The organism is Shinella sp. M31 (genome assembly GCF_049199205.1).
Classification (GTDB): domain Bacteria; phylum Pseudomonadota; class Alphaproteobacteria; order Rhizobiales; family Rhizobiaceae; genus Shinella.
In genome coordinates this window covers 1-20,111 of record NZ_JBLZPH010000155.1, presented here as the reverse complement: position 1 = coordinate 20,111, position 20,111 = coordinate 1, and the positions used below count along the sequence as shown (strand labels likewise).

The 20,111-nt window shown below is 64.9% G+C and carries 15 protein-coding genes; 8 read left to right on the top strand and 7 right to left on the bottom strand.

Going from position 1 to position 20,111, the window contains the following annotated elements:
* Window position 1: 1 nt before the first annotated feature.
* The 7 genes from ACOZKU_RS25505 to ACOZKU_RS25475 form a co-directional block, all read right to left on the bottom strand.
* Window positions 2–961, bottom strand: coding sequence for a 3-oxoacyl-ACP synthase III family protein (locus ACOZKU_RS25505; protein ID WP_421581258.1), 960 nt, complete (start codon window positions 959–961; stop codon window positions 2–4).
* Between the two features lie 167 nt (window positions 962–1,128).
* Window positions 1,129–1,638 (bottom strand): NUDIX hydrolase, encoded by a 510-nt coding sequence (locus tag ACOZKU_RS25500; protein WP_421581257.1) that lies wholly within the window; start codon window positions 1,636–1,638, stop codon window positions 1,129–1,131.
* Between the two features lie 323 nt (window positions 1,639–1,961).
* Window positions 1,962–3,761: an NAD(P)/FAD-dependent oxidoreductase gene (locus tag ACOZKU_RS25495; RefSeq protein ID WP_421581256.1), complete on the bottom strand. Its 1,800-nt coding sequence runs from the start codon at window positions 3,759–3,761 to the stop codon at window positions 1,962–1,964.
* A gap of 151 nt (window positions 3,762–3,912) precedes the next feature.
* Entirely contained in the window at window positions 3,913–5,784 is a 1,872-nt protein-coding gene (locus ACOZKU_RS25490) for a sigma-54-dependent Fis family transcriptional regulator (RefSeq protein WP_421581255.1), read from the bottom strand.
* A 69-nt stretch (window positions 5,785–5,853) separates the two neighbouring features.
* Window positions 5,854–7,794 (bottom strand): MacB family efflux pump subunit, encoded by a 1,941-nt coding sequence (locus ACOZKU_RS25485; RefSeq protein WP_421581254.1) that lies wholly within the window; start codon window positions 7,792–7,794, stop codon window positions 5,854–5,856.
* A gap of 7 nt (window positions 7,795–7,801) precedes the next feature.
* Window positions 7,802–9,058, bottom strand: a complete 1,257-nt coding sequence (locus tag ACOZKU_RS25480; protein ID WP_421581253.1) for an efflux RND transporter periplasmic adaptor subunit — start codon at window positions 9,056–9,058, stop codon at window positions 7,802–7,804.
* Between the two features lie 119 nt (window positions 9,059–9,177).
* On the bottom strand, window positions 9,178–10,083 hold the full coding sequence (locus ACOZKU_RS25475; RefSeq protein ID WP_421581252.1) for an SMP-30/gluconolactonase/LRE family protein: 906 nt from the start codon (window positions 10,081–10,083) through the stop codon (window positions 9,178–9,180).
* Between the two features lie 139 nt (window positions 10,084–10,222).
* Here ACOZKU_RS25475 and ACOZKU_RS25470 point away from each other — a divergent pair, with 139 nt between their 5' ends.
* From ACOZKU_RS25470 to ACOZKU_RS25435, 8 genes are all read left to right on the top strand, one after another.
* The gene (locus ACOZKU_RS25470) at window positions 10,223–10,807 is read left to right on the top strand and encodes a tyrosine phosphatase family protein (protein ID WP_421581251.1); all 585 of its coding nucleotides are present in this window, start codon (window positions 10,223–10,225) and stop codon (window positions 10,805–10,807) included.
* 128 nt (window positions 10,808–10,935) lie between these two features.
* Window positions 10,936–12,192, top strand: coding sequence for a flavin-containing monooxygenase (locus ACOZKU_RS25465; protein WP_421581250.1), 1,257 nt, complete (start codon window positions 10,936–10,938; stop codon window positions 12,190–12,192).
* Window positions 12,193–12,344: 152 nt separating this feature from the next.
* The gene (locus ACOZKU_RS25460; protein WP_421581249.1) at window positions 12,345–13,304 is read left to right on the top strand and encodes a LysR family transcriptional regulator; all 960 of its coding nucleotides are present in this window, start codon (window positions 12,345–12,347) and stop codon (window positions 13,302–13,304) included.
* A complete protein-coding gene (locus ACOZKU_RS25455) occupies window positions 13,301–14,782 on the top strand; it encodes an aldehyde dehydrogenase (RefSeq protein ID WP_421581248.1) in 1,482 nt (493 codons plus the stop codon). Before ACOZKU_RS25460 ends, ACOZKU_RS25455 begins: the two co-directional genes overlap by 4 nt.
* A gap of 300 nt (window positions 14,783–15,082) precedes the next feature.
* Complete coding sequence (locus ACOZKU_RS25450) at window positions 15,083–17,164, top strand: FAD-dependent oxidoreductase (RefSeq protein WP_421581247.1); 2,082 nt, start codon at window positions 15,083–15,085, stop codon at window positions 17,162–17,164.
* 10 nt (window positions 17,165–17,174) lie between these two features.
* Entirely contained in the window at window positions 17,175–18,266 is a 1,092-nt protein-coding gene (locus tag ACOZKU_RS25445; RefSeq protein ID WP_421581246.1) for an ABC transporter ATP-binding protein, read from the top strand.
* On the top strand, window positions 18,263–19,192 hold the full coding sequence (locus ACOZKU_RS25440) for an ABC transporter permease (protein ID WP_421581245.1): 930 nt from the start codon (window positions 18,263–18,265) through the stop codon (window positions 19,190–19,192). The genes ACOZKU_RS25445 and ACOZKU_RS25440 overlap by 4 nt, the downstream gene beginning before the upstream one ends.
* Complete coding sequence (locus tag ACOZKU_RS25435; protein WP_314088914.1) at window positions 19,189–19,998, top strand: ABC transporter permease; 810 nt, start codon at window positions 19,189–19,191, stop codon at window positions 19,996–19,998. Before ACOZKU_RS25440 ends, ACOZKU_RS25435 begins: the two co-directional genes overlap by 4 nt.
* The last annotated feature ends 113 nt before the right edge of the window (window positions 19,999–20,111 follow it).

Here is a 20,111-nt window from a genome sequence, read left to right as displayed (position 1 = left end):
ATCAAACCTCGATGGCCATGCCGCCGAAGGAAACGCCGGCCGAGGTGCCGAGCAGCAGAAGCCGCGTTCCCCTGTGGATTCGCCCCTCCGTCCAGGCGATGTCGAGCGCGGTCGGGATGGACGCCGCGATCTGGTTGCCGAAGCGTGCTGCGATATTGACCACGCGCGCGCCGGGCATGCCCGCCTGCTCGATCATGTGCTCCAGCGCCAGCGGGCTTGCCTGGTGCGGCACGACGAGATCGACATCGGCGGGCGTCCAGCCGGCAGCGGCCAGGAGATCTTCGACGAAACGGGGGAAATGCCGGTGCGTGACGCGGAAAAGCGCCTTGCCGTCCATGCGGAAGACGGAATGGGCAGCAAACGCCGCCGCCTCCCGCGCGAAATCGAAGCGCGTTCCGCCGGCACCGATCTGGCAGGCCTCATAGGCTGAAGGGTAGGTGCGCATCAGGCTCGCGCGGATCGCGCCCGCCCCTTCCGGCGCCGCCGTCAGCACGACGGCGGCAGCGCCATCGCCGAACAGGGCCGCGACATCCGGCTGCTCTTTCCAGGGCAGCGCCCGCGAGGCGACTTCCGAGGAAAAGACGAGCGCCGTGCGGGATTGTCCGGCGGCGATGCGGCCGGCGGCAAGCTCCAGCGCCGAGAGGAAGCTGAGACAGGTGGCATTGACATCGAAGGCCGCGGCCGCACCATCGGGAATGCCGAGACGGCGCATCACGAGCGGCGCGGTTGCCGGCAGGGTCTGGTAGGGAATGCCGCAGGCGCCGAGCACGAGGTCGATCTCCCCCGCAGCCACCGCAGCCCGTTCCAAGGCAAGGCGGGCAGCGGCAACGGCAAGCTCGATCTGATCTTCAGCCTCGCAGACATGCCGGCTGTGCACGCCTGAAAGCCTTTCCAGATGGCCGGTGGGAAATCCCAGCCGCCGATCCAGCGCTTCGGAGAGAACCACATTCGCCGGCACCACGTGCCCCGTTCCTGCTATTCGAATGGAAAAAATGGCGCGCATCTCCGGTCGCAACTCGATAGGGAGGCCCCGGCCCCACACACTCAGAACGTTTCAGATATCCTCGATGCAGGTCCGCGGCATCAAAAATTTCAACCGGCCGGATATGCATCGCTCCCCGTATCGGGTCACCGCGACACGAATTCCACCAGCAGCGATTTCAGTTCGATCTCGCGCACCCGCCGCGCCGCCTCGTCCGGGCTGACCCAGGCGAGGATGCGTTCGCCCTTCTCCTTGAATTTCCCGGCGGTCTCGGTAACTTCGATCTGGAAGACATCGACGATGCAGGGCGCGACGTCGCCGTCGTCGAGAAGTTTCAGATAGGTGTAGCTGCCGACCGGTTTTTTGCGAATTTTTCCGGAAACACCGGCCTCCTGGAGGGCTTCGATCGCGGCGGCCTCGTAGGGTTTCCTGCCCTTCATCGGCCAGCCCTTCGGGATGATCCAGCGCCCGCTGTCGCGCGACGTCACGACCAGGATTTCGATGCCGGCGGCGTCAGGAAGGAACCGAAAACACAGGGCGGCATATTGCTGTCGAAACGCCCCGGAAAACAGCTTCTCCGGCTTGGCGGCAAGCTGTTGCAGCAGGGTTTTCGGCTTGCGCGGCCGCGGCGCCTTGTCTTTCTTCGTGCTTTTCAAAGGTCCCTGTCTCGCGGCATCCGCTCGCACACCATGTCGGGCGCTATCGGCTGAAATCAAGCAACCACGCCGGCATGTCAAAGGGAAATCTTTTAAAAAGACAGGTTTGGGCACCTCACGTGCAATAAGACGACGGAGATCAGGACCTCTACCTGCAGCCCCAAGGCTGAGTCTCGCGATCAGCTCAATGGCAATCCGTTATCTGGCGGCGCTTTTCTGCTTGTTGTCGTCGTGCCGCAGGCCACGCCGATAGCCCGGCACAACAGTCCTTAACCGAAAGAAAGAGCGGGCAGCGGGAGGACGCTGCCCGCCCGGGTGCCGGTCTATTTCCGGTGATGAACCGGTTGGAGGCCATAGACCGGCGTGGGAATGCCTTCGAGCCGCGCCTTCAGCTGCAGGGCAAGATACTGCGAATAGTGGCGCGACTGGTGCAGGTTGCCGCCGTGGAACCACAGCGCCTCCTGCTGCGTCGGCTTCCACATGTTGCGCTGCTCGCCTTCCCAGGGACCGGGGTCCTTCGGCGTGTCGGAGCCGAGCCCCCAGACCTTGCCGACCTTGTCGGCCGTTGCCTGATCGATGAGGTCGGCGACCCAGCCGTTCATCGAGCCATAGCCTGTCGCATAAACGATGACATCGGCCGGGATTTCCTTGCCGTCGGCAAGCCTGATCGCATTCTCCGTGATCTCCTCGACCTGCCCCGCCGCCAGCTTCACCTTGCCGTCGATGATGAGCTGCGAGGCACCGATATCGATGTAGTAACCGGAGCCGCGCCGCAGATATTTCATAAAGAGGCCCGAGCCGTCGGCACCCCAGTCGAGCTGGAAGCCGGCTTTTTCCAGCGCCGCATAGAAGTCGGCGTCGCGCTCGCGCATCTTGTCGTAGAGCGGAATCTGGAACTCGTGCATGATCCGGTAGGGCAGCGAGGCGAAGATGAGGTCGGCCTTGCCCGTCGTCACACCATTCGCCAGCGCCTGCTCGGAATAGAGCGAACCGAGGCCGATATCCATCAGCGTGTCGGATTTGACGATATGGGTCGTCGAGCGCTGGATCATCGTGACGTCGACGCCCGCCTCGTAGAGCGCCGCGCAGATATCGTGGGCCGAATTGTTCGAACCGATGACCACGACCTTCTTGCCCTTGTAGCCATCCGGTCCCGGATGCTGCGAGGAATGGTGCTGCTCGCCCTTGAAGCGCTCGCGGTCCTTGAAGTCGGGAATATTGGCCTTGCCGGACATGCCGGTGGCGAAGACCAGTTGCTTGGGCTTCAGCACCACCTCCTCGCCGTCACGGTCAACGACGATGGTCCATTCCTTCGCCGCATCGTCCCATTTGGCCGATTTGGCGGTGGAGCGCGTCCAGTAGTTCAGCTCCATGACCTTGGTGTAGAATTCCAGCCAGTCGCCGATCTTGTCTTTCGGCGCGAAGACCGGCCAGTTCTTGGGGAAGTCGATATAGGGCAGGTGGTCGTACCAGACGGGATCGTGCAGGCAGAGCGACTTGTAGCGCTTGCGCCAGCTGTCGCCCGGCCGGTCGTTCTTTTCGAGGATGATGGTGGGCACGCCGAGCTGGCGCAGCCGCGCGCCAAGCGCAATGCCGCCCTGCCCGCCGCCGATGATGACGACATAAGGCTGTTTCTCATAGCCGAGCGTGCGCTCCTCGTGTTCGCGCTCCTCCTTCCAGGTCCTCGCGCCGAGGTTCTGGCCGTGCTTGGCGCCGAGGGGACGCGTGAAGCCGGATTTCTCTTCGTGGCCCTTCAGCTCGGCCAGCGCCGTCAGCAGCGTCCAGATCAGGCCGTTCTTGAAGCGCACGAGGCCATAGCCGCGGCCGGTCGCCGTCTCGAACGAAATCCAGCTTTCCAGCACGCCGTCCGCCTCCGTCGCCGCCTCGCCGGTCGAGACGCGCCAGTTGGACGGCTTTGCGCCGGCAAGCTGGGCTTCGAGCATGTCGCGCACCTGATCGCGGCCCTCGACGGTCTTGATGTTCCAGGTGAAGGCGACGAGGTCGCGCCAGTAGCAGTCCTCGGCAAACAGATCGACGGCATCCTCGATGCGGCCGGATTCGAGGGCGGCACCCAACGTGTCGAGAAGCGCCTGAACGCGCGTTGTGGGGGTCTTGTCGAGCATGGTTTCTCCTCCTGCTATCTCCTGGCTGGAGAGCAGCAAGCGGCGTGCCAGATAGGGATTACATCAAGAAATCAACAGGTTAGGACGTGGAGTGTGTCATGGCGCGACCGTTTGCAACAGGTGCGGTGCAACAGGTGTTGCAGCTGCTGCCTCAGTTGAGGCGCTTGAGGCGGCGATGGATGGTGGAGCGGTTGACGCCGAGTTTGCGGGCGAGCGCGGAGACATTGTTGCCGCAGTCGCTGAGCGCTTGGCGCAGCGCGTCCTCGTCACCAGATACGGCTGGAGCGACCTCGGCGAAAAGGTGGTCCGGCAGGCAATCGGGCGTGATCAAGCCCTCCTCCGAGAGCGCGGCGGCGACCCGCAGTGCATTGGAGAGCTCCCGCAGGTTGCCCGGCCAGCCATGGGCCAACAGCGCGGCGCGTGCAGCCTTGTCGAGGCGATAGGCCTCGCCGTTTTCCCTGGCGATGCGGCCGAGAAGCTGGCCGATGAGCCAGCCGAGATCGTCTCGCTCGCGCAAGGCCGGCAAAGCGAGCGTCGCCGCATTCAGGCGATAATAGAGATCCTGCCGGAAGCGGCCCTCCTTCACGAGTTCGCCCAGATCGCGGTGCGAGGCGGAGAGGACGCGCAGGCGCACCGGTCTGGGCTTCAGCGCACCGACGGGCTGCACCTCGTTTTCAGAGAGAACGCGGAGAAGACGGCTTTGCAGGGACAACGGCATGTCGCCGATCTCGTCGAGGAACAGCGTGCCGCCGCTCGCTTCCTCGATCAGGCCGCGCTTGCCCTTCTGGTTGGCGCCGGTGAAGGCGCCGGGCGCATAGCCGAAGAGTTCGGATTCGATGAGATGTTCGGGGATCGCCGCGCAGTTGACGGCGACGAAATTGCCAGGGCTTTCGCAGCTGTCGTGAATGGCGCGCGCCAGAAATTCCTTGCCGCTGCCCGTCTCGCCCTGGATGAGGATCGGGATGTCACGGGCCGCGAGTTTCGCCGCGCGGGCCTGAACGCGCTCCATCGCCGCATCGCCACCGCTGAGATCGCGCAGCGCCCGCGGCAGGTGGCGCTCCGGCTGGGAGGGAGCGCGCAGATTGACGGCGGGCGCGATCGCACTGGCAAACAAAACCAGTCCATTCTTCGCCCGGATCAACCGTTCGCCATTCGGCCGGCCACGCATGAAGCGTGGAAGATCATCGACATCCATATCGAAGACCTGCGAGATCGGCTGGCCGAGGAAATCGCGGGTGGAAAGGCCGCGCAGGTTCATCGCGCGGGCCAGCGCGCCGAAGCCGCCATGGGTCATGCCGGTAATGCGTCCGGAGCCGTCGAGCGCGATGGCCGCATCCGGATCGACATCCAGGAATTCCGGCGAACGAGCCAGACGCAATACCCAGTCGTTGCGCGTGCGGGTCATCAGATTGGCAAGCTCGATGCGCCGCGCGGTGGAGGCGACGAGATGCAGCGCCAGCTGCTGGCTGGCCTTGGCCGTCGGCGAGCGCAGCTGCGAGATATCGAGCACGGCCGTCAGATCGCCGAGCGTATCGAAGACCGGCGCCGCTGTGCATGTCAGGCCGATATGGCTGGTGTCGAAATGATCGTCCTGATGGATGATGACCGGCTCGCCGGAGACGATGCAGGCGCCCACAGCGCAGGTGCCCGCCCGGTTTTCCGACCACTCCGAGCCGAGATAAAGCCCGGCGCGGCGCAGCTGGTTATCGAAGGTCGGATCGCCCATGAAATCGACGGTGACGCCGCGCGCATCCGACAGGAGCAGCACGTAGTTCTGCTCGGCGATCTGGTTGAACAGGGTTTCAAGGCCGGACCGGCCGATGCGGATCAGCTCTTCCGCCTGCTCGCGGTGCTCGCGCAGCTTCAACTCGGGCACGATATAGGCTTCCTGCGCCACGGTCGGGTCGAGCTTGTAATCGTTGAGGCAGCGCAGCCAGGACTGGACGACGGGCACATCGCGCGGGCTGACCGCGCCCATGCCGACGCGTTCGATCTCCCGTATGTGCGACAACGTCGACACCATCCAGTCATCCTCCCGCGCGCATGGTCGCACAGGATGGGTTTTCCGACAATCGTCCTGAAGTCGTAGGCGTCAATCCGCCCCGAGCGCTACGGCCGGCTGGAGATGCGAGGCGTTGCGGGCCGGCAGGTAGCCGAAGACGAGACCAGTCAGGAACGAGCAGGCAAAGGCGAGCGCGACAGGGCCGAGGGTGAAGCTGACCGGCATGCCGAACACCTTGGCCAGCGCACCGATGGAGAGGCCGAGCCCCACGCCGATGGCGCCGCCGATCGCCGACACGACCAGCGCCTCGATGAGGAATTGCAGCAGGATATCGCGCCGCCGCGCGCCCGTCGCCATGCGCACGCCGATTTCGCGGGTACGCTCGCGCACGGAAACCAGCATAATGTTCATCACCCCGATGCCGCCGACGAGCAGCGAGATCGCCGCGACCGAGCCCAGAAACAGCTTCAAGGTGTTGGAGGTCTCGGTGAAGGCCTCGCGCACCGAGGACATGTTGGTGATCTGCGTGTCCTCGGCCTTGTGACGGGTGTCGAGCAGGGTCTGGATGGCATCCTGCGTCAGGTCGATCGCCGCGGAATCCTCGACCTGCACGGTGATCGTGCGCACGTTGCGCTGGCCGAAGAGCCGCATGCTGCCGGTGGAGAGCGGCACGAGAATCGTGTCGTCCTGGTCGTTGCCGCCGGCGCTCGCGCCCATCTCCGCCATCACGCCGATGACCTGGAAGGGGATCTTGTTGACCAGCACATATTGGCCGAGCGGGCTGGCGCCATCGGGAAACAGGGTCTTTGCAACGGTCTGGCCGAGCACCGCGACGGGCGCATAGGTGTCCATGTCGTCGGCATTGAGGAACTCGCCTGCGGCGACCTTCCAATTCTTCGCCTGCGTGAAGGCTGGCACCGTGCCGTTCGCCGTCGTCTGATAGTCGATATTGCCGTAGCGCAGCGTCACCGAACTGGTCATTTCCGATACGGCGAAGGAGACGTTCGGCAATTCGAGGATCGCATCGGCATCGGACGGGATGAGCGTCACGGGGGCGCTGCCCCCGCCGCGGAAATTCGCCATGCTCGGGCGCACCAGTAGAACGTTCGAGCCCATGGCGGAAATCCGGTCAAGCACGGAATTCTGCGCCCCCGTGCCGATCGCCAGCATGGCCACCACGGAACCAACACCGATGACGATGCCGAGCAGCGTCAGCACGGTGCGGAAGAGATTGGCATGCAGCGCGCGGATCGCCATCTTCACGGCCTCGGAGACGTCGGCGATGGCCGCCGAGCCCTCCTTCACCGCCTTCTGCAAACCGACAGCAGCCTCGGACGCGGTTCGCGCCTTCTTGGCGCGATCGGAAATGATGCGGCCGTCGCGGATCTCGATCAGCCGATCGGCGGCCTCCGCCACCTCACGCGAATGGGTGATGAGGATGATCGTGTGGCCATTCTCATGCATCCGACGCAGGAGCGCCATCACCTCTTCGCCGCTCTGGCTGTCGAGCGCGCCGGTCGGCTCGTCGGCGAGGATGACACGGCCGCCGTTCATCAGCGCTCGGGCGATGGAGACGCGCTGTTGCTGGCCGCCGGAAAGCTGGTTCGGCCGATGATCGAGCCGGTCGCCAAGCTTCAGCGAGGACAGCAGCATGTCCGCCCGCTCCTGCCGTTCACGGGCCGGAAGGCCGGCATAGATCGCCGGAACCTCGACGTTTTCGCGGGCGCTGGCCGTCGGGATGAGATTGTAGCTCTGGAACACGAAGCCGAAGGTGCGGCGGCGCAGCGCCGCCAGGTCGTCAGTCTCGAAATCCGAGACCGGCTCGCCATCAATGCGGTATTCGCCCGAGGTCGGCTGATCGAGGCAGCCGAGGATGTTCATCAGCGTCGACTTGCCGGAACCGGACTGGCCGATGATCGCGACGAACTCGCCCGCTTCGATGTCGAGCGATACGCCATGCAGGACCTCGACGGCAAATCCGTCGTTGAAAAAGGTCTTGGTGACATCCTTGAGCGAGATGAGCGCGGTCATGGCGGCCTCAGAACATCGGCGGCATGCGGTTGTTGCGCCGCGCATTGCGCCCTGCCGCATCGCCCGTCGAACCGGCGGTGACGACGACCTTGTCGCCCTCCGCAAGCCCGCTCTTCACCTCCACGCTGACGCGGTTGCGGATGCCGGTCTCGACCTTGCGCACTTCTTTCGCACCCGAAGCGGTGACGATGGTGACTTCCGCCCCGTCCTTCGTGGCGCTGACGGCACCGGCCGGCACGAGCAGCACGTCGCGCGCCGCCGCCTGCACGAAGAAGACCTGCGCGCTCATCGACATCATCAGCTCGCCGTCGGGGTTCGGCACGTCAAACAGCGCGTTATAGAGCACGACATTGTTCTCGACCGTGGGCGTCGGCTCGATCTGCCGGAGTTTCCCGGTGAAGCGTTTGCCCGGCTGGCCGAGCAGGGTGAAATAGGCTTCCATGCCGACCTTCAGCCGGCTGACATCGGCCTCGGAGACTTCCGCCCGCACCGTCATGGTCGAGAGGTCGGCGATGGTGACGATGGTCGGCGCGCTCTGCACGGCGTTCAGCGTCTGGCCTTCCTTCACGGGGTTGGAAACGACCGTGCCCGCCATCGGCGCGTAGATCTTGGTATAGCCGAGATCCACCTCGTCGCCGGCCAGCGTCGCCTGCTGCTTGCGGATCTGCGCATCGGTGGCGTTGACATCGGCTTCGGCGGCAGCGAGGTCCGCGACGGCCTGATCGAGCGCCTGCTTTGCGGCGGCATTGCCGGCCACGAGATTGCGCTGGCGGGCGATATTGGCCTGTTTCAGCGCGAGCTGCGCCTTCTTGGATTCGAGTTGTGCCTGGAGGTTCGCCAGTTCCGCACGGTTGATCTCGATACGGTTCTCGATGGTCGCCTGGTCCATCTCGGCGAGCAGCTGATCCTTCTTCACGGTATCGCCGATCGCAACATGCAGCGTCTTCAGCTGGCCGGAGACCTGCGCGCCGGCATCGACGGATTTGACCGCCTCCAGCGTGCCGACCGCCGTCACGGCGTTTTCGATATCGCCGCGCACCACCGCCTGCGTAATGATGGCCGTCGTCGTCTCGGCCGGCGCATAGGCACGCCAGCCGTAATAGCCGGCGCCCGCAAGCACCGCGATGACCAACAGCCAGATCCAGGCCCGCGAGCGGCGCTTGCGGCGGGCCGGCGGCACGGCACCGGGCATGAAGGTGACATTCGTGTGCCCGGCCTCACCGGCGGGCTTCTCGTCCTTCTGCGGTCGTACAGTCCTGGTCATCGGCAACCCCATGGCGAGGCCACGCCTCGTCCGTCCCTTTCCATCTCATGTGGAGCCACCCATAGCGGAGGGAAAGGCCAGTGCCTCGTTATATTTTTGTAATGTTTGCGCTTTGCTTGTCAGCGCACGGACCCCGCCGCGCCGCGAATGGCCAGCGAGACGGCATAGAGCGACGTCGTCGCGGTGATGAAGAGTCGATGGCCTTGTCGGCCGCCGAAGCAGATGTTGGACACGGTTTCCGGCACCAGGATGCGGCCGAGACGCCGCCCGTCCGGCGCGAGGCAATGCACGCCGTCGCCGGCCGAAGACCAGAGATTGCCCGCCGCATCGACGCGCATACCGTCCGCGCAGCCGGGCGAGATCGTGTGGAACACCCTGCCACCCGTCAGCGCCCAGTCTGCCCCTACATCGAAGACGCGGATATGGCGCGGGTCGTCGTGAAACATCCGGCCGGTATCGGCGACATAGAGGCGCTTTTCATCCGGACTGAAGGCAAGGCCGTTCGGGCAATGGAAATCGGTGAGCACGGCGCGGATCGCGCCGGAAAGCGCATCGACGCGATAAACGTTGCACGGCAATTCCTGCTCGGCGCGCGTGCCCTCGTAGTCGGAGGCGATGCCGTAGTGCGGATCGGTGAACCAGATCGCGCCATCGGAGGCGACGACCACGTCGTTCGGCGAGTTCAGCCGCTTGCCTTCGAAACGGTCGGCGATGACGGTGATCGTGCCGTCATGCTCCGTGCGGGTGACGCGGCGTGTCCCATGCTCGCAGGTCACCAGCCGCCCTTCCTGGTCGCGCGTGTTGCCGTTTGAGAAATTCGACGGCTCGCGAAACGGCGTGATGCCGGTCGCGGCACTCCAGCGCAGCATGCGGTTGTTGGGAATATCGGAAAACAGCAGGCACTCGTGATCGCCGAACCAGACCGGGCCCTCCGCCCAATCGAAGCCGCCGGCCAGTTTCTTCAGCGGCGCGTTGCCCAGCACGAAGGTGGAGAATTCGGGTCCTTCCGCGACAAAAAACGACATCCCGTTGCTCTCCTCTTGAACGAACCGAGCCGCAGGATAACGATCGAGACGCGTCGGGCAAGATCGGCCGAGAAACGCCTTCGTTTCCCCACAGGCCGCCTGTATCCTGCGCAAATCAATTGCTGTGAAGGATTTTGAAATGGACGTCGTATTTTCTCCGGAGCTCACCATCTGCGGCATCGAGGAGTTGCCCGGCCAGAGCGCCCGGAACGTAACCCATGTGCTCTCGCTGCTCGATCCGGACCTGCCCGAGCTCGAGGCTTTCCAGAGCTACGGCAAGCACCTGCGGACGACGCTGCGTTTCCACGACATCATCGACGACCTGCCCGAACGGGTGCGGCCGCGGCCCGATCACGTCGCGTCGATCCTCGCTTTCGGGCAGGATTTCCTGAACCGGCAGGACCGCGACGCTGCGAGCCATCTGCTCGTCCATTGCCATATGGGCATCTCGCGTTCGACGGCCGCCATGCTGACCCTGATGGCGCAGGGCAATCCGGACGAGGAAGCCGAAAACCTCTTCACCCGCCTCACCGTCATCCGCCCGCAGGCCTGGCCGAACTCCCAGATGATCGGCTTTGCCGACGAGCAACTGGGCCGTAACGGCGACCTTACCGCAGCCCTTCGCCGCCACTACGGACGGCAAATCCGCAAGCAGCCGCAATATTTGGAGTGGATGACCAAGCTCGGCCGCAAGGCGGAGCTCGATATGGCGATCCTCGATTAGAACCGGCTTAGCGGCCACCTAATCAACGCTGAACCAAACTCTTATGTCGGGCAAAACGGGCTTCCTCTACACCTTTCGCATGTCACGGCCGCAAGGGCCGCCGCACCGGAAAGCAAGGGGAAGCCGGCATGTCAGTGGAAAAAGTGGACACGCTCGTCATCGGCGCCGGCCAGGCCGGCGTCGCCATGAGCGAACATCTCGGCAAGCGCGGCGTGCCCCATCTGGTGCTCGAAAAGAACCGCATCGCCGAAAGCTGGCGCACCGCCCGCTGGGACAGCCTCGTCGCCAACGGCCCCGCCTGGCATGACCGTTTCCCCGGCATGACCTTTCCCGGCCTGGAAGACGATGCCTTCGCCCCGAAGGAGCAGGTCGCCGACTATTTCGTCGCCTATGCCGAGATGATCAAGGCGCCGATCCGCACCGGCGTCGAGGTGACGAGCGTCTCCCGCGCGGGTGACGGCTTCCGCGTCGAGACCTCCGGTGGCGTCATCGAGGCGAAGAACGTCGTCTCCGCCACGGGCGCCTTCCAGCGGCCGGTCACGCCGGCGCTCGTTCCGGCGGAAGAGGGCATCACGCAGATCCATTCCAACACCTACCGCAATCCCGGCCAGATGCCCGAGGGCGCGGTCCTGGTGATCGGCGCCGGTTCCTCCGGCACGCAGATCGCCGACGAATTGCTGCGCGCCGGCAAACGTGTCTATCTCTCCATCGGCCCGCACGATCGTCCGCCGCGCCGCTATCGCGGCAAGGATTTTTGCTGGTGGCTCGGCGTGCTCGGCATCTGGGACCTCAAGGTGCCCGCGCCGAACACCGAGCATGTCACCATCGCCGTCAGCGGCGCCTATGGCGGCAACACGGTCGATTTCCGCCGCCTCGGCAATCGCGGCATGACCCTGCTCGGCCGGGCGGAGAGCTTCAAGGACGGCGTGCTGCAGATCGCGCCCGACCTTGCCGAAAACATCGCCCGCGGCGACGAAAACCACCTCTCGCTGCTCGACCGCGCCGATGCCTATGCCGCCGAAAACAATCTCGACCTGCCGGAAGACCCGGAAGCCCGCCGCAAGGAGCCGGACCCCGCCTGCGTGACCGATCCGATCCTTGCGCTGAACCTCAAGGAAGCCGGCATCACCTCCATCATCTGGGCGACGGGTTACGCGGTCGATTACAGCTGGCTGAAGCTCGACGCCCTCGACGACAAGGGCCGGCCGGTGCACGAGCGCGGCGTTTCCAAGGTGCCGGGCCTGTTCTTCGTCGGTCTGCCCTGGCTGTCGCGCCGCGCCTCCTCCTTCATCTGGGGCTGCTGGCACGACGCGGATTATCTCGCCGGCTACATTGCCGAACACCGCAGCAGCGAGAAAACCGAGGCTGCTGCCGCGGCCTCCTGAGGATATTGAACGCGGCGGCTGGAGGAGGCGAGCATGCGATGATGCGAGACCAGAACCCCGGCACCCGCCGCCTCATCCACAGTCCTGAGAGCCACGCTCTTCCCGCGCAGAAAAATCTGTTCCTTAATTGGGGCCTCAACAGGGGAACAGACATGGTGTTGCGCTTCACGCTCCGGCAACTGGAATATCTCGTCGCGGTCGGGGAATATGGCTCCGTCACCGAGGCGGCCGAGCGGGTGAACGTTTCGGCCCCCTCCGTCTCGGCAGCGATCTCGCAGCTCGAGAAGGAATTCGGCATCACGCTGTTCGTGCGCCGCCATGCGCACGGCCTGTCGCTGACGCAGGCCGGCCATAGCTTCGTCGATCAGGCACGCCAGATCCTCGGCGAGGCCGCCAAGCTCAACGCGCTCTCAAACGAACTGACCGGGCAGGTCCGCGGGCCGCTGCATGTCGCCTGTCTCGTCACCTTCGCGCAGGCCGTCATCCCCGCGCTGCGGCGCGCCTTTTCCGACGAATATCCGGATGTCGATTTCTTCCAGTACGAGCGCGACCAGGCGCGCATCCTGGAGGGGCTTCGCATGGCGCGCTTCGATATCGCGCTGTCCTATGATCTCGACATCCCCGCCGACATCGCCTTCCATGAGCTGGCCGTGCTGCCGCCCTATGCGGTGCTGCACGAGGATCATCCGCTCGCCGGCCGCAGCGCCGTGACGATCGAGGATCTGGCACCCCATCCGATGATCCTGCTCGACCTGCCGCACAGCTCGGCCTATTTCCTCTCGCTGTTTCGCGAGGCGGGGCTTTCGCCGCAGATCGTCGAGCGCACACGCGACATGTCGGTCATGCGCGCCATGGTCGCCAATCGCTTCGGCTATTCCATCGCCAATATCCGCCCCGTCTCCACCTATGCGCTCGATGGCGGCAAGCTTTCCTTCGTGCCGCTCACCGGCAATCTGCGCCCCATGCGCATGGGCATCCTCTCCATGGGGGGTGCCAGCCCGGCGCTGACGGTGCGGCGCTTCATCCACTTCTGCGGCGAGAAGATCGGCGACATGGTCATGGACCTGCCGGTCTCCGCCGCCGCCCCCAAAGACCAGAAAGGCAGTTCATGACCACGACGATCGACTGGCGCAGCCGCGCCCAGAGCCTGAAATTCCGCAACGGCGTCTATATCGACGGCAAGTTCCGCGATGCGGCGAAGGGCGGCCGGTTCGAAACCGTCAATCCGGCCAATGCGCAGATCCTGACCGCGGTCGCCCGCGGCACCGCCGAGGATATCGATGCCGCCGTCGCCTCCGCCCGCCGCGCCTTCAATGACGGCCGCTGGTCGGGCAAGTCGCCGGCCGAGCGCAAGGAGGTGCTGCTGCGGCTTGCCGCCCTCATCCGAGACAACATCCCGGAACTGGCGCTGCTCGAAACGCTCGACGTCGGCAAGCCGATCGGCGACAGCTCGACCATCGACGCGCCCGGCTCGGCGCATTTCTTCCAGTGGCATGCCGAAGCCATCGACAAGCTCTATGACGAGATCGCCCCGACCGGCCGTGGCGACCTCGCCCTCATCCGCCGCGTGCCGCTCGGCGTCATCGGCGCCGTCGTGCCGTGGAATTTCCCGCTCGACATGGCGACGTGGAAGCTGGCGCCGGCGCTGGCGACCGGCAATTCCGTCGTGCTGAAGCCGGCCGAGCAATCGCCGCTCTCCGCCCTCATGCTTGCCGAACTCGCCTCCGAAGCCGGGCTGCCGGACGGCGTGCTGAATGTCGTGCCGGGTTACGGCGAGGATGCCGGCCGGGCGCTTGGCCTCCACCCGGATGTCGACGCGTTGGTCTTCACCGGCTCGACCAAGGTCGGCAAGCTGTTCATGACCTATGCCGGCCAGAGCAACATGAAGCAGGTGTGGCTGGAGACCGGCGGCAAGTCACCGAATCTCGTCTTCGCCGACGCCGATCTCGACAAAGCCGCCGAGATGGCCGCCTTCGGCATCCTGTTCAATTCCGGCGAAGTCTGCTCGGCCAATTCGCGCCTCCTGGTGCATCGCTCCGTGCAGGAGGAATTCACGCAGAAGGTCATCGCCGCCACAGCCGCCTGGCCGCTCGGCGACCCGCTCGATCCCGCTACCCGTATGGGTCCGCTGGTCGAAAAGGCCCATGCCGACCGCGTCGCCTCCTATATCGATATCGGCCGCAAGGAGGCCCGCCTCGCCCATGGCGGCGAGCGCGAAACGCGTGACGGCTCGGACTGCTACATCCAGCCGACCATCTTCAACGACGTCGCGCCCGACGCCCGCATCGCGCGGGAGGAAATCTTCGGCCCCGTCCTCGCCATCACGCCTTTCGACAGCGACGACGAGGCGCTGCGCATGGCAAACGACAGTGAATACGGCCTCGCCGCCTCCGTCTGGACCAGGGACCTGTCGCGCGCGCTCTCCGTTTCCGACCGGCTCAATGCCGGCACGGTCTCGGTCAACACCGTCGATGCGCTCTCGGCCATGACGCCCTTCGGCGGCGTGAAGCAGTCCGGTTTCGGCCGCGACCTCTCGATCCACAGCTTCGACAAGTATTGCGCGCTCAAAACCGTGTGGGTGAAATACTAGGCAGGCGCCTGTCCGGGCGGCAGCGCGCCGCCCGGTTTTCGAGCATCTGAGACGGGGTGGTGCAATCCTGCATGCCGGCGGGATCGAAGACAACCTCCTCCCCTTTCACAACGCGCTGAAAACAAAAGAGAATTTTTCAAGCGTCTACGGGCGGCTGAAACTTCGTGCGAAGATTGAAATCGAGACCACACCACACGTCGAACTCTGATTAGCCTGAACCTAATCCATGTTTCCGGAACGCGTCATTTACCGGAAGCCCGTTGCCTAATCCAATAGAGCCAGGAAACCCCGAGGACTGCCATGCGCGACGCCAAATACGATATCCTGTTCGAACCTCTGGCGATCGGCCCGCACATCGCGAAAAACCGGTTCTATCAGGTGCCGCATTGCAACGGTGGCGGCTATCGTGACCCGTCGGCGGCCGCGGCCATGCGCGGCATCAAGTCCGAAGGCGGCTGGGGCGTCATCTTCACCGAGCAGACCGAGATGCACCACACCTCGGAGATCACGCCGTTCATCGAACTGCGCCTGTGGGAGGACAAGGACATTCCCGGCCTTCGCCGCATGTCCGATGCCATGAAGGTGCACGGCGCGCTCGCCGGCATCCAGCTCGCCTATTCCGGCATCAACGGCCCGAACTTCTACACCAAGGAAGTGCCGCTCGCGCCGTCGGCCCTGCCGATCCGCACCTTTACCAACGATCCGGTGCAGGCCCGCGCGCTCGACAAGAGCGAGATCAAGGACCTGCGCCGCTGGTTCGTCAACGCCGCCAAGCGCTCCAAGATCGCTGGCTTCGATCTGATCTGTCTTTACGGCGCGCACGGCTTCGGCATCTTCCAGCACTTCCTGTCGCGCGCCACCAACCAGCGCACCGACGAATATGGCGGCAGCCTCGAAAACCGCTCGCGCTTCGCCCGCGAGGTGATGGCCGATATCCGCGACGCCGTCGGTGACACGACCGCCATCACCATGCGCGTCAGCCTCGACGAGACGATCGGCGAACTCGGCTTCTCCAATGCCGAGGTGCGCGAATTCGTCGAGATGAACGCCGACCTGCCCGACCTCTGGGACCTCGCGCACGGCGCCTGGGAAGACTGTTCCGGCCCCTCGCGCTTCAAGGAAGAGGGCGCGCAGGAACTGCTGGTCAAGGGTATCCGCGAATTGTCGTCGAAGCCGGTCGTCGGCGTCGGCCGCTTCACCTCGCCGGATGTGATGGCGCGCATGATCCGCCAGGGCGTGCTCGATTTCATCGGCTGCGCCCGCCCGTCGATCGCCGATCCCTTCCTGCCGAAGAAGATCGAGGAAGGCCGCATCGAGGACATCCGCGAATGCATCGGCTGCAACATGTGCATCACCGGCGACATGACCATGTCGATCAGCCGCTGCACGCAGAACCCGACCTTCATGGAGGAATGGCGCAAGGGCTGGCACCCGGAGCGCATGAACGAAAAGGGCGACAGCCAGACCGTGCTCGTCGTCGGCGCCGGTCCGGCCGGTCTCGAGGCCACCCGCGCGCTTTCGCTGCGCGGCTATGACGTGACGCTGGCGGAAGCCACCACGACGCTCGGTGGGCGCGTCGCCCGCGAAAGGCTGCTGCCCGGCCTTTCCGCCTGGGGCCGCGTCGTCGATTACCGCCAGTACCAGATTTCCCAGCGCACCAATGTCGAGACCTATTTCGACAGCCGCCTGACGGCCGACGACGTGCTCGGCTTCGGCTTCGAACATGTCGCCATCGCCACCGGCTCGCACTGGCGCCGCGACGGCGTGGCCCGCCAGCATGTCGTGCCGATGCCGGTCGATCCCGTCATGACCGTCTGGACGCCCGACGACGTCATGGGCAAGGTCCACCCGGAAAACCTCGCCGGCAAGACCGTCGTGGTCTATGACGACGACCACTATTACATGGGTGGCGTGATGGCCGAGGTGATGGCCAAGGCCGGCGCGAACGTCATTCTCGTAACCCCCTCGGCCTATGTCTCCGACTGGACGCGCAACACGCTGGAACAGGGTGCGATCCATGTCCGCCTCGACGATCTCGGCGTCGATATCCGCCTCAACCGCGGCGTCACCGCTATCCGCGCCGACCAGGTCGAGACCAACTGCACCTATACCGGCAAGCGCAAAGCCATCGGCTGCGATGCCGTCGTCATGGTCGCCTCGCGGCTTTCGGAAGATGCGCTTTATAACGACCTGATTGCCCGTCAGGCCGACTGGGCGGATGCCGGCATCAATACGGTGAAGATCATCGGCGATGCCGCGGCACCCGCCCCCATCGCCTGGGCGACCTATGCCGGCCATCGTTATGCGCGGGAGCTGGACACGCCCGATATCGGCGATGCCCTGCCCTTCCGCCGCGAAGTCACCCAGCTCGAGCCGGCGTGAGGATCGAAGCATGACCCAGCCCCATTCTTCCGGAGTCAAAAGGGCCATCGAAGTCCAGTCCGTCTCCAAGCACTTCGGGGCCTATCAGGCGCTGAAATCGGTCAGCTTCCATATCGGCAGCAACGAGTTCTTCACGATGCTCGGCCCGTCCGGCTGCGGCAAGACCACGCTTCTTCGCATGCTGGCCGGTTTCGAAAGCCCGGATACGGGGTCGATCCTGCTGAATGGCCAAGAGGTCGTGTCGATCCCGCCGCACAAGCGGCGCGTCAACACGGTCTTCCAGAGCTACGCGCTCTTCCCGCATATGACGCTGGAACAGAACGTCGCCTACGGCCTCGAAAATCTCGGCTGGGAGAAGAACCGCATCAGGAACCGCGTCGGCGAGATGCTGGAGCGCGTCCACATGTCGGCGATGGCGAAACGCAAGCCGGCCCAGCTCTCCGGCGGCCAGCGCCAGCGCATCGCGCTTGCCCGCGCGCTCGCCCCCGAGCCGGAAGTACTGCTGCTCGACGAGCCGCTGTCGGCGCTCGACCTGAAGCTGCGCCAGGCGATGCGCGACGAGCTGCGCACCCTGCAACGCGACACCGGCATCACCTTCGTCTTCGTCACGCACGACCAAGAAGAGGCGCTCGACATGTCCGACCGCATCGCCGTGCTAGGCGGCGGCGAGGTGCAGCAGATCGGCACCCCGACGGAAATCTACGAGGAGCCGGTCAACCGCTTCGTCGCCGATTTCGTCGGCGAGACGAATTTCCTGGATGTCGAGGTGCTGGAAACCTTGGGCGGCCAGGCCACCATCCGCACGCCCTTCGGCCTCGATATCACCGTGCCGGCGACCAGCAGCGCCGCGAAGGGGCGTGCGACGCTTTCCGTACGGCCGGAAAAGATCAATCTTGGCAACCAGGCGCAAGGGATCACCTTCGAAGGCCGGGTCACCAACAAGAACTATATGGGCGGCTACACCCATTACACGCTCGACGTCGCGGGCACGGAGTTGCGCGCCTCGCGCCGCAATGCCTCGCGTGAAGGCGACACGATCCCGCTCGGCGCGACCGTTCCCATCGGCTTCGTCGCGAGCTCCGCTCGGGTGCTGGCGGCATGACGGACAGCGCCCTCCACGCCCCCGCCGGACTGGAGCGCGCGCCGCGCGCCCGGTTCTGGCACAACCTGTCCTTCTGGGGCCTGCTGCCGTCGCGGCTGCTGATGGGCTTCGCGCTGATCCTGCCGATCTTCATCATCGCCGCCGTCTCGGTCGCGACCCGCGGCGCCTATGGCGGCTTCACCTGGGATTTCAACCTCGCCGGTTACAGCCAGATCCTGTTCAACGAGGGCTGGACAGGGGAGCTGGAATTCACCCCGCAATATCTGCTGATCATCGGCCGCACCTTCCTGCTGGCCGGCGCCACGACGCTGATCTGCCTCCTCTTCGCCGTGCCCGTCGCGTATTTCATCTCGCGCCAGCCGGCGAACCGCAAGGCGATCCTCGTCTATCTCGTCACCCTGCCCTTTTGGGTCTCGATGATTCTCCGCGTCTATGCCTGGATGATCATCCTCGGCAAGGACGGCACCCTGCCCAGCCTGCTGGAACAGTTCGGCTTTCCTGCCGGCATGAGCTTCATGTTCAACGACGGCGCCACCCTGACGGCCATGGTCTATACCGCCATGCCGCTGATGGTGCTGCCGGTCTTCGCCTCCATCGAAAAGCTCGACGGCACGCTGATCGAAGCCTCGCACGATCTCTATGGCGACCGCTGGGTGACACTGCGCCGGGTCATCCTGCCCTTGACCGCCCCCGGCCTCGTCGCGGGCGCCATTCTCGTCTTCGTGCCGGCGCTGGGCGCGGTGCTGGAACCGACCCTGATGGGCGGCGGCAAGCAGATGATGATGGGTTCGCTGATCCAGCTGCAATTCGGCGGCGGGCGCAACTGGCCGTTCGGTGCCGCCATCGCCATGACGCTGATGGCGCTGGTCATGATCTTCCTGATCGTCACGGCGCTGCGCGCCGCTCGCCGGGAGGCCCAGCCATGAGCACCCGTCACGACGTCAAGCGCTATCCGGGCCTCGGCCCGCTCACCATCTTCTTCTTCCTCTATCTCTACGTGCCGCTCGCCGTCATCGTCGTCTATTCCTTCAACGCCAACCGCGTCGCCGGCGTCTGGACCGGCTTTTCGCTGAAATGGTATGGTTCGGCGCTCAACAATGCCGCGCTGATGAACGCGCTGAAGACCTCGCTGACCATCGCCGCCGTAGCGACCGTCGTCTCCACCCTCATTGCGCTCTCGGCGGCCCTTGCCATCATCAGGGGCAAGAACGTCCGCTTCCGCAAGCTCTCCGAGACGGTGGTGAACCTGCCGTTGCTCCTGCCGGAAATCGTGCTCGCGGTCGCGACCCTCATCCTGTTCTCGCTCCTCGACATCCAAAACGGCCTCGTCAGGCTGATCGTCGCCCATTCCGCCTTCTGCACGCCCTTCGCCTTCCTGCCCATCCGCGCGCGCCTGCAGGGTATGTCGCTCGACCTCGAGGAGGCGAGCGCCGATCTCTATGCCGACCGCTGGACGACCTTCCGCCGCGTCACGCTGCCGCTGATCTTCCCCGGCGTCTTCTCCGGCGCGATGCTCGCCTTCCTCATCTCGATGGACGACTTCATCACCTCGAACCTGCTCGCCACCGGCGGTTCGACGACGCTGCCCGTCTACATTTTCTCGCTGATCCGCGCCGGTACGTCACCGGAACTGAACGCCATCGCAACGCTGCTGATCCTTGCCTCGCTCGTCCTCGCCACCGCAGCCCTTCTTGTTGCCGCGCGGGGCACACGCGACAATCCCGAACAATAACTGGGCCGAACCATAATCAAAGAGAGGAACATAAAATGAAGAAGTACTTTGCAGCCACAGCCCTCGCCCTCTGCTTCGCCGGCAGCGCGCAAGCGGCCGGCGAACTCAACATC

Excerpts from the sequence above, each read along its gene's own strand:
- ACOZKU_RS25495 (WP_421581256.1), bottom strand. The coding sequence starts at position 3,761 with ATGCTCGACAAGACCCCCACAACGCGCGTTCAGGCGCTTCTCGACACG.
- ACOZKU_RS25490 (WP_421581255.1), bottom strand. The coding sequence starts at position 5,784 with ATGGTGTCGACGTTGTCGCACATACGGGAGATCGAACGCGTCGGCATG.
- ACOZKU_RS25485 (WP_421581254.1), bottom strand. The coding sequence starts at position 7,794 with ATGACCGCGCTCATCTCGCTCAAGGATGTCACCAAGACCTTTTTCAAC.
- ACOZKU_RS25480 (WP_421581253.1), bottom strand. The coding sequence starts at position 9,058 with ATGACCAGGACTGTACGACCGCAGAAGGACGAGAAGCCCGCCGGTGAG.
- ACOZKU_RS25475 (WP_421581252.1), bottom strand. The coding sequence starts at position 10,083 with ATGTCGTTTTTTGTCGCGGAAGGACCCGAATTCTCCACCTTCGTGCTG.
- ACOZKU_RS25470 (WP_421581251.1), top strand. The coding sequence starts at position 10,223 with ATGGACGTCGTATTTTCTCCGGAGCTCACCATCTGCGGCATCGAGGAG.
- ACOZKU_RS25465 (WP_421581250.1), top strand. The coding sequence starts at position 10,936 with ATGTCAGTGGAAAAAGTGGACACGCTCGTCATCGGCGCCGGCCAGGCC.
- ACOZKU_RS25460 (WP_421581249.1), top strand. The coding sequence starts at position 12,345 with ATGGTGTTGCGCTTCACGCTCCGGCAACTGGAATATCTCGTCGCGGTC.
- ACOZKU_RS25455 (WP_421581248.1), top strand. The coding sequence starts at position 13,301 with ATGACCACGACGATCGACTGGCGCAGCCGCGCCCAGAGCCTGAAATTC.
- ACOZKU_RS25450 (WP_421581247.1), top strand. The coding sequence starts at position 15,083 with ATGCGCGACGCCAAATACGATATCCTGTTCGAACCTCTGGCGATCGGC.
- ACOZKU_RS25445 (WP_421581246.1), top strand. The coding sequence starts at position 17,175 with ATGACCCAGCCCCATTCTTCCGGAGTCAAAAGGGCCATCGAAGTCCAG.
- ACOZKU_RS25440 (WP_421581245.1), top strand. The coding sequence starts at position 18,263 with ATGACGGACAGCGCCCTCCACGCCCCCGCCGGACTGGAGCGCGCGCCG.
- ACOZKU_RS25435 (WP_314088914.1), top strand. The coding sequence starts at position 19,189 with ATGAGCACCCGTCACGACGTCAAGCGCTATCCGGGCCTCGGCCCGCTC.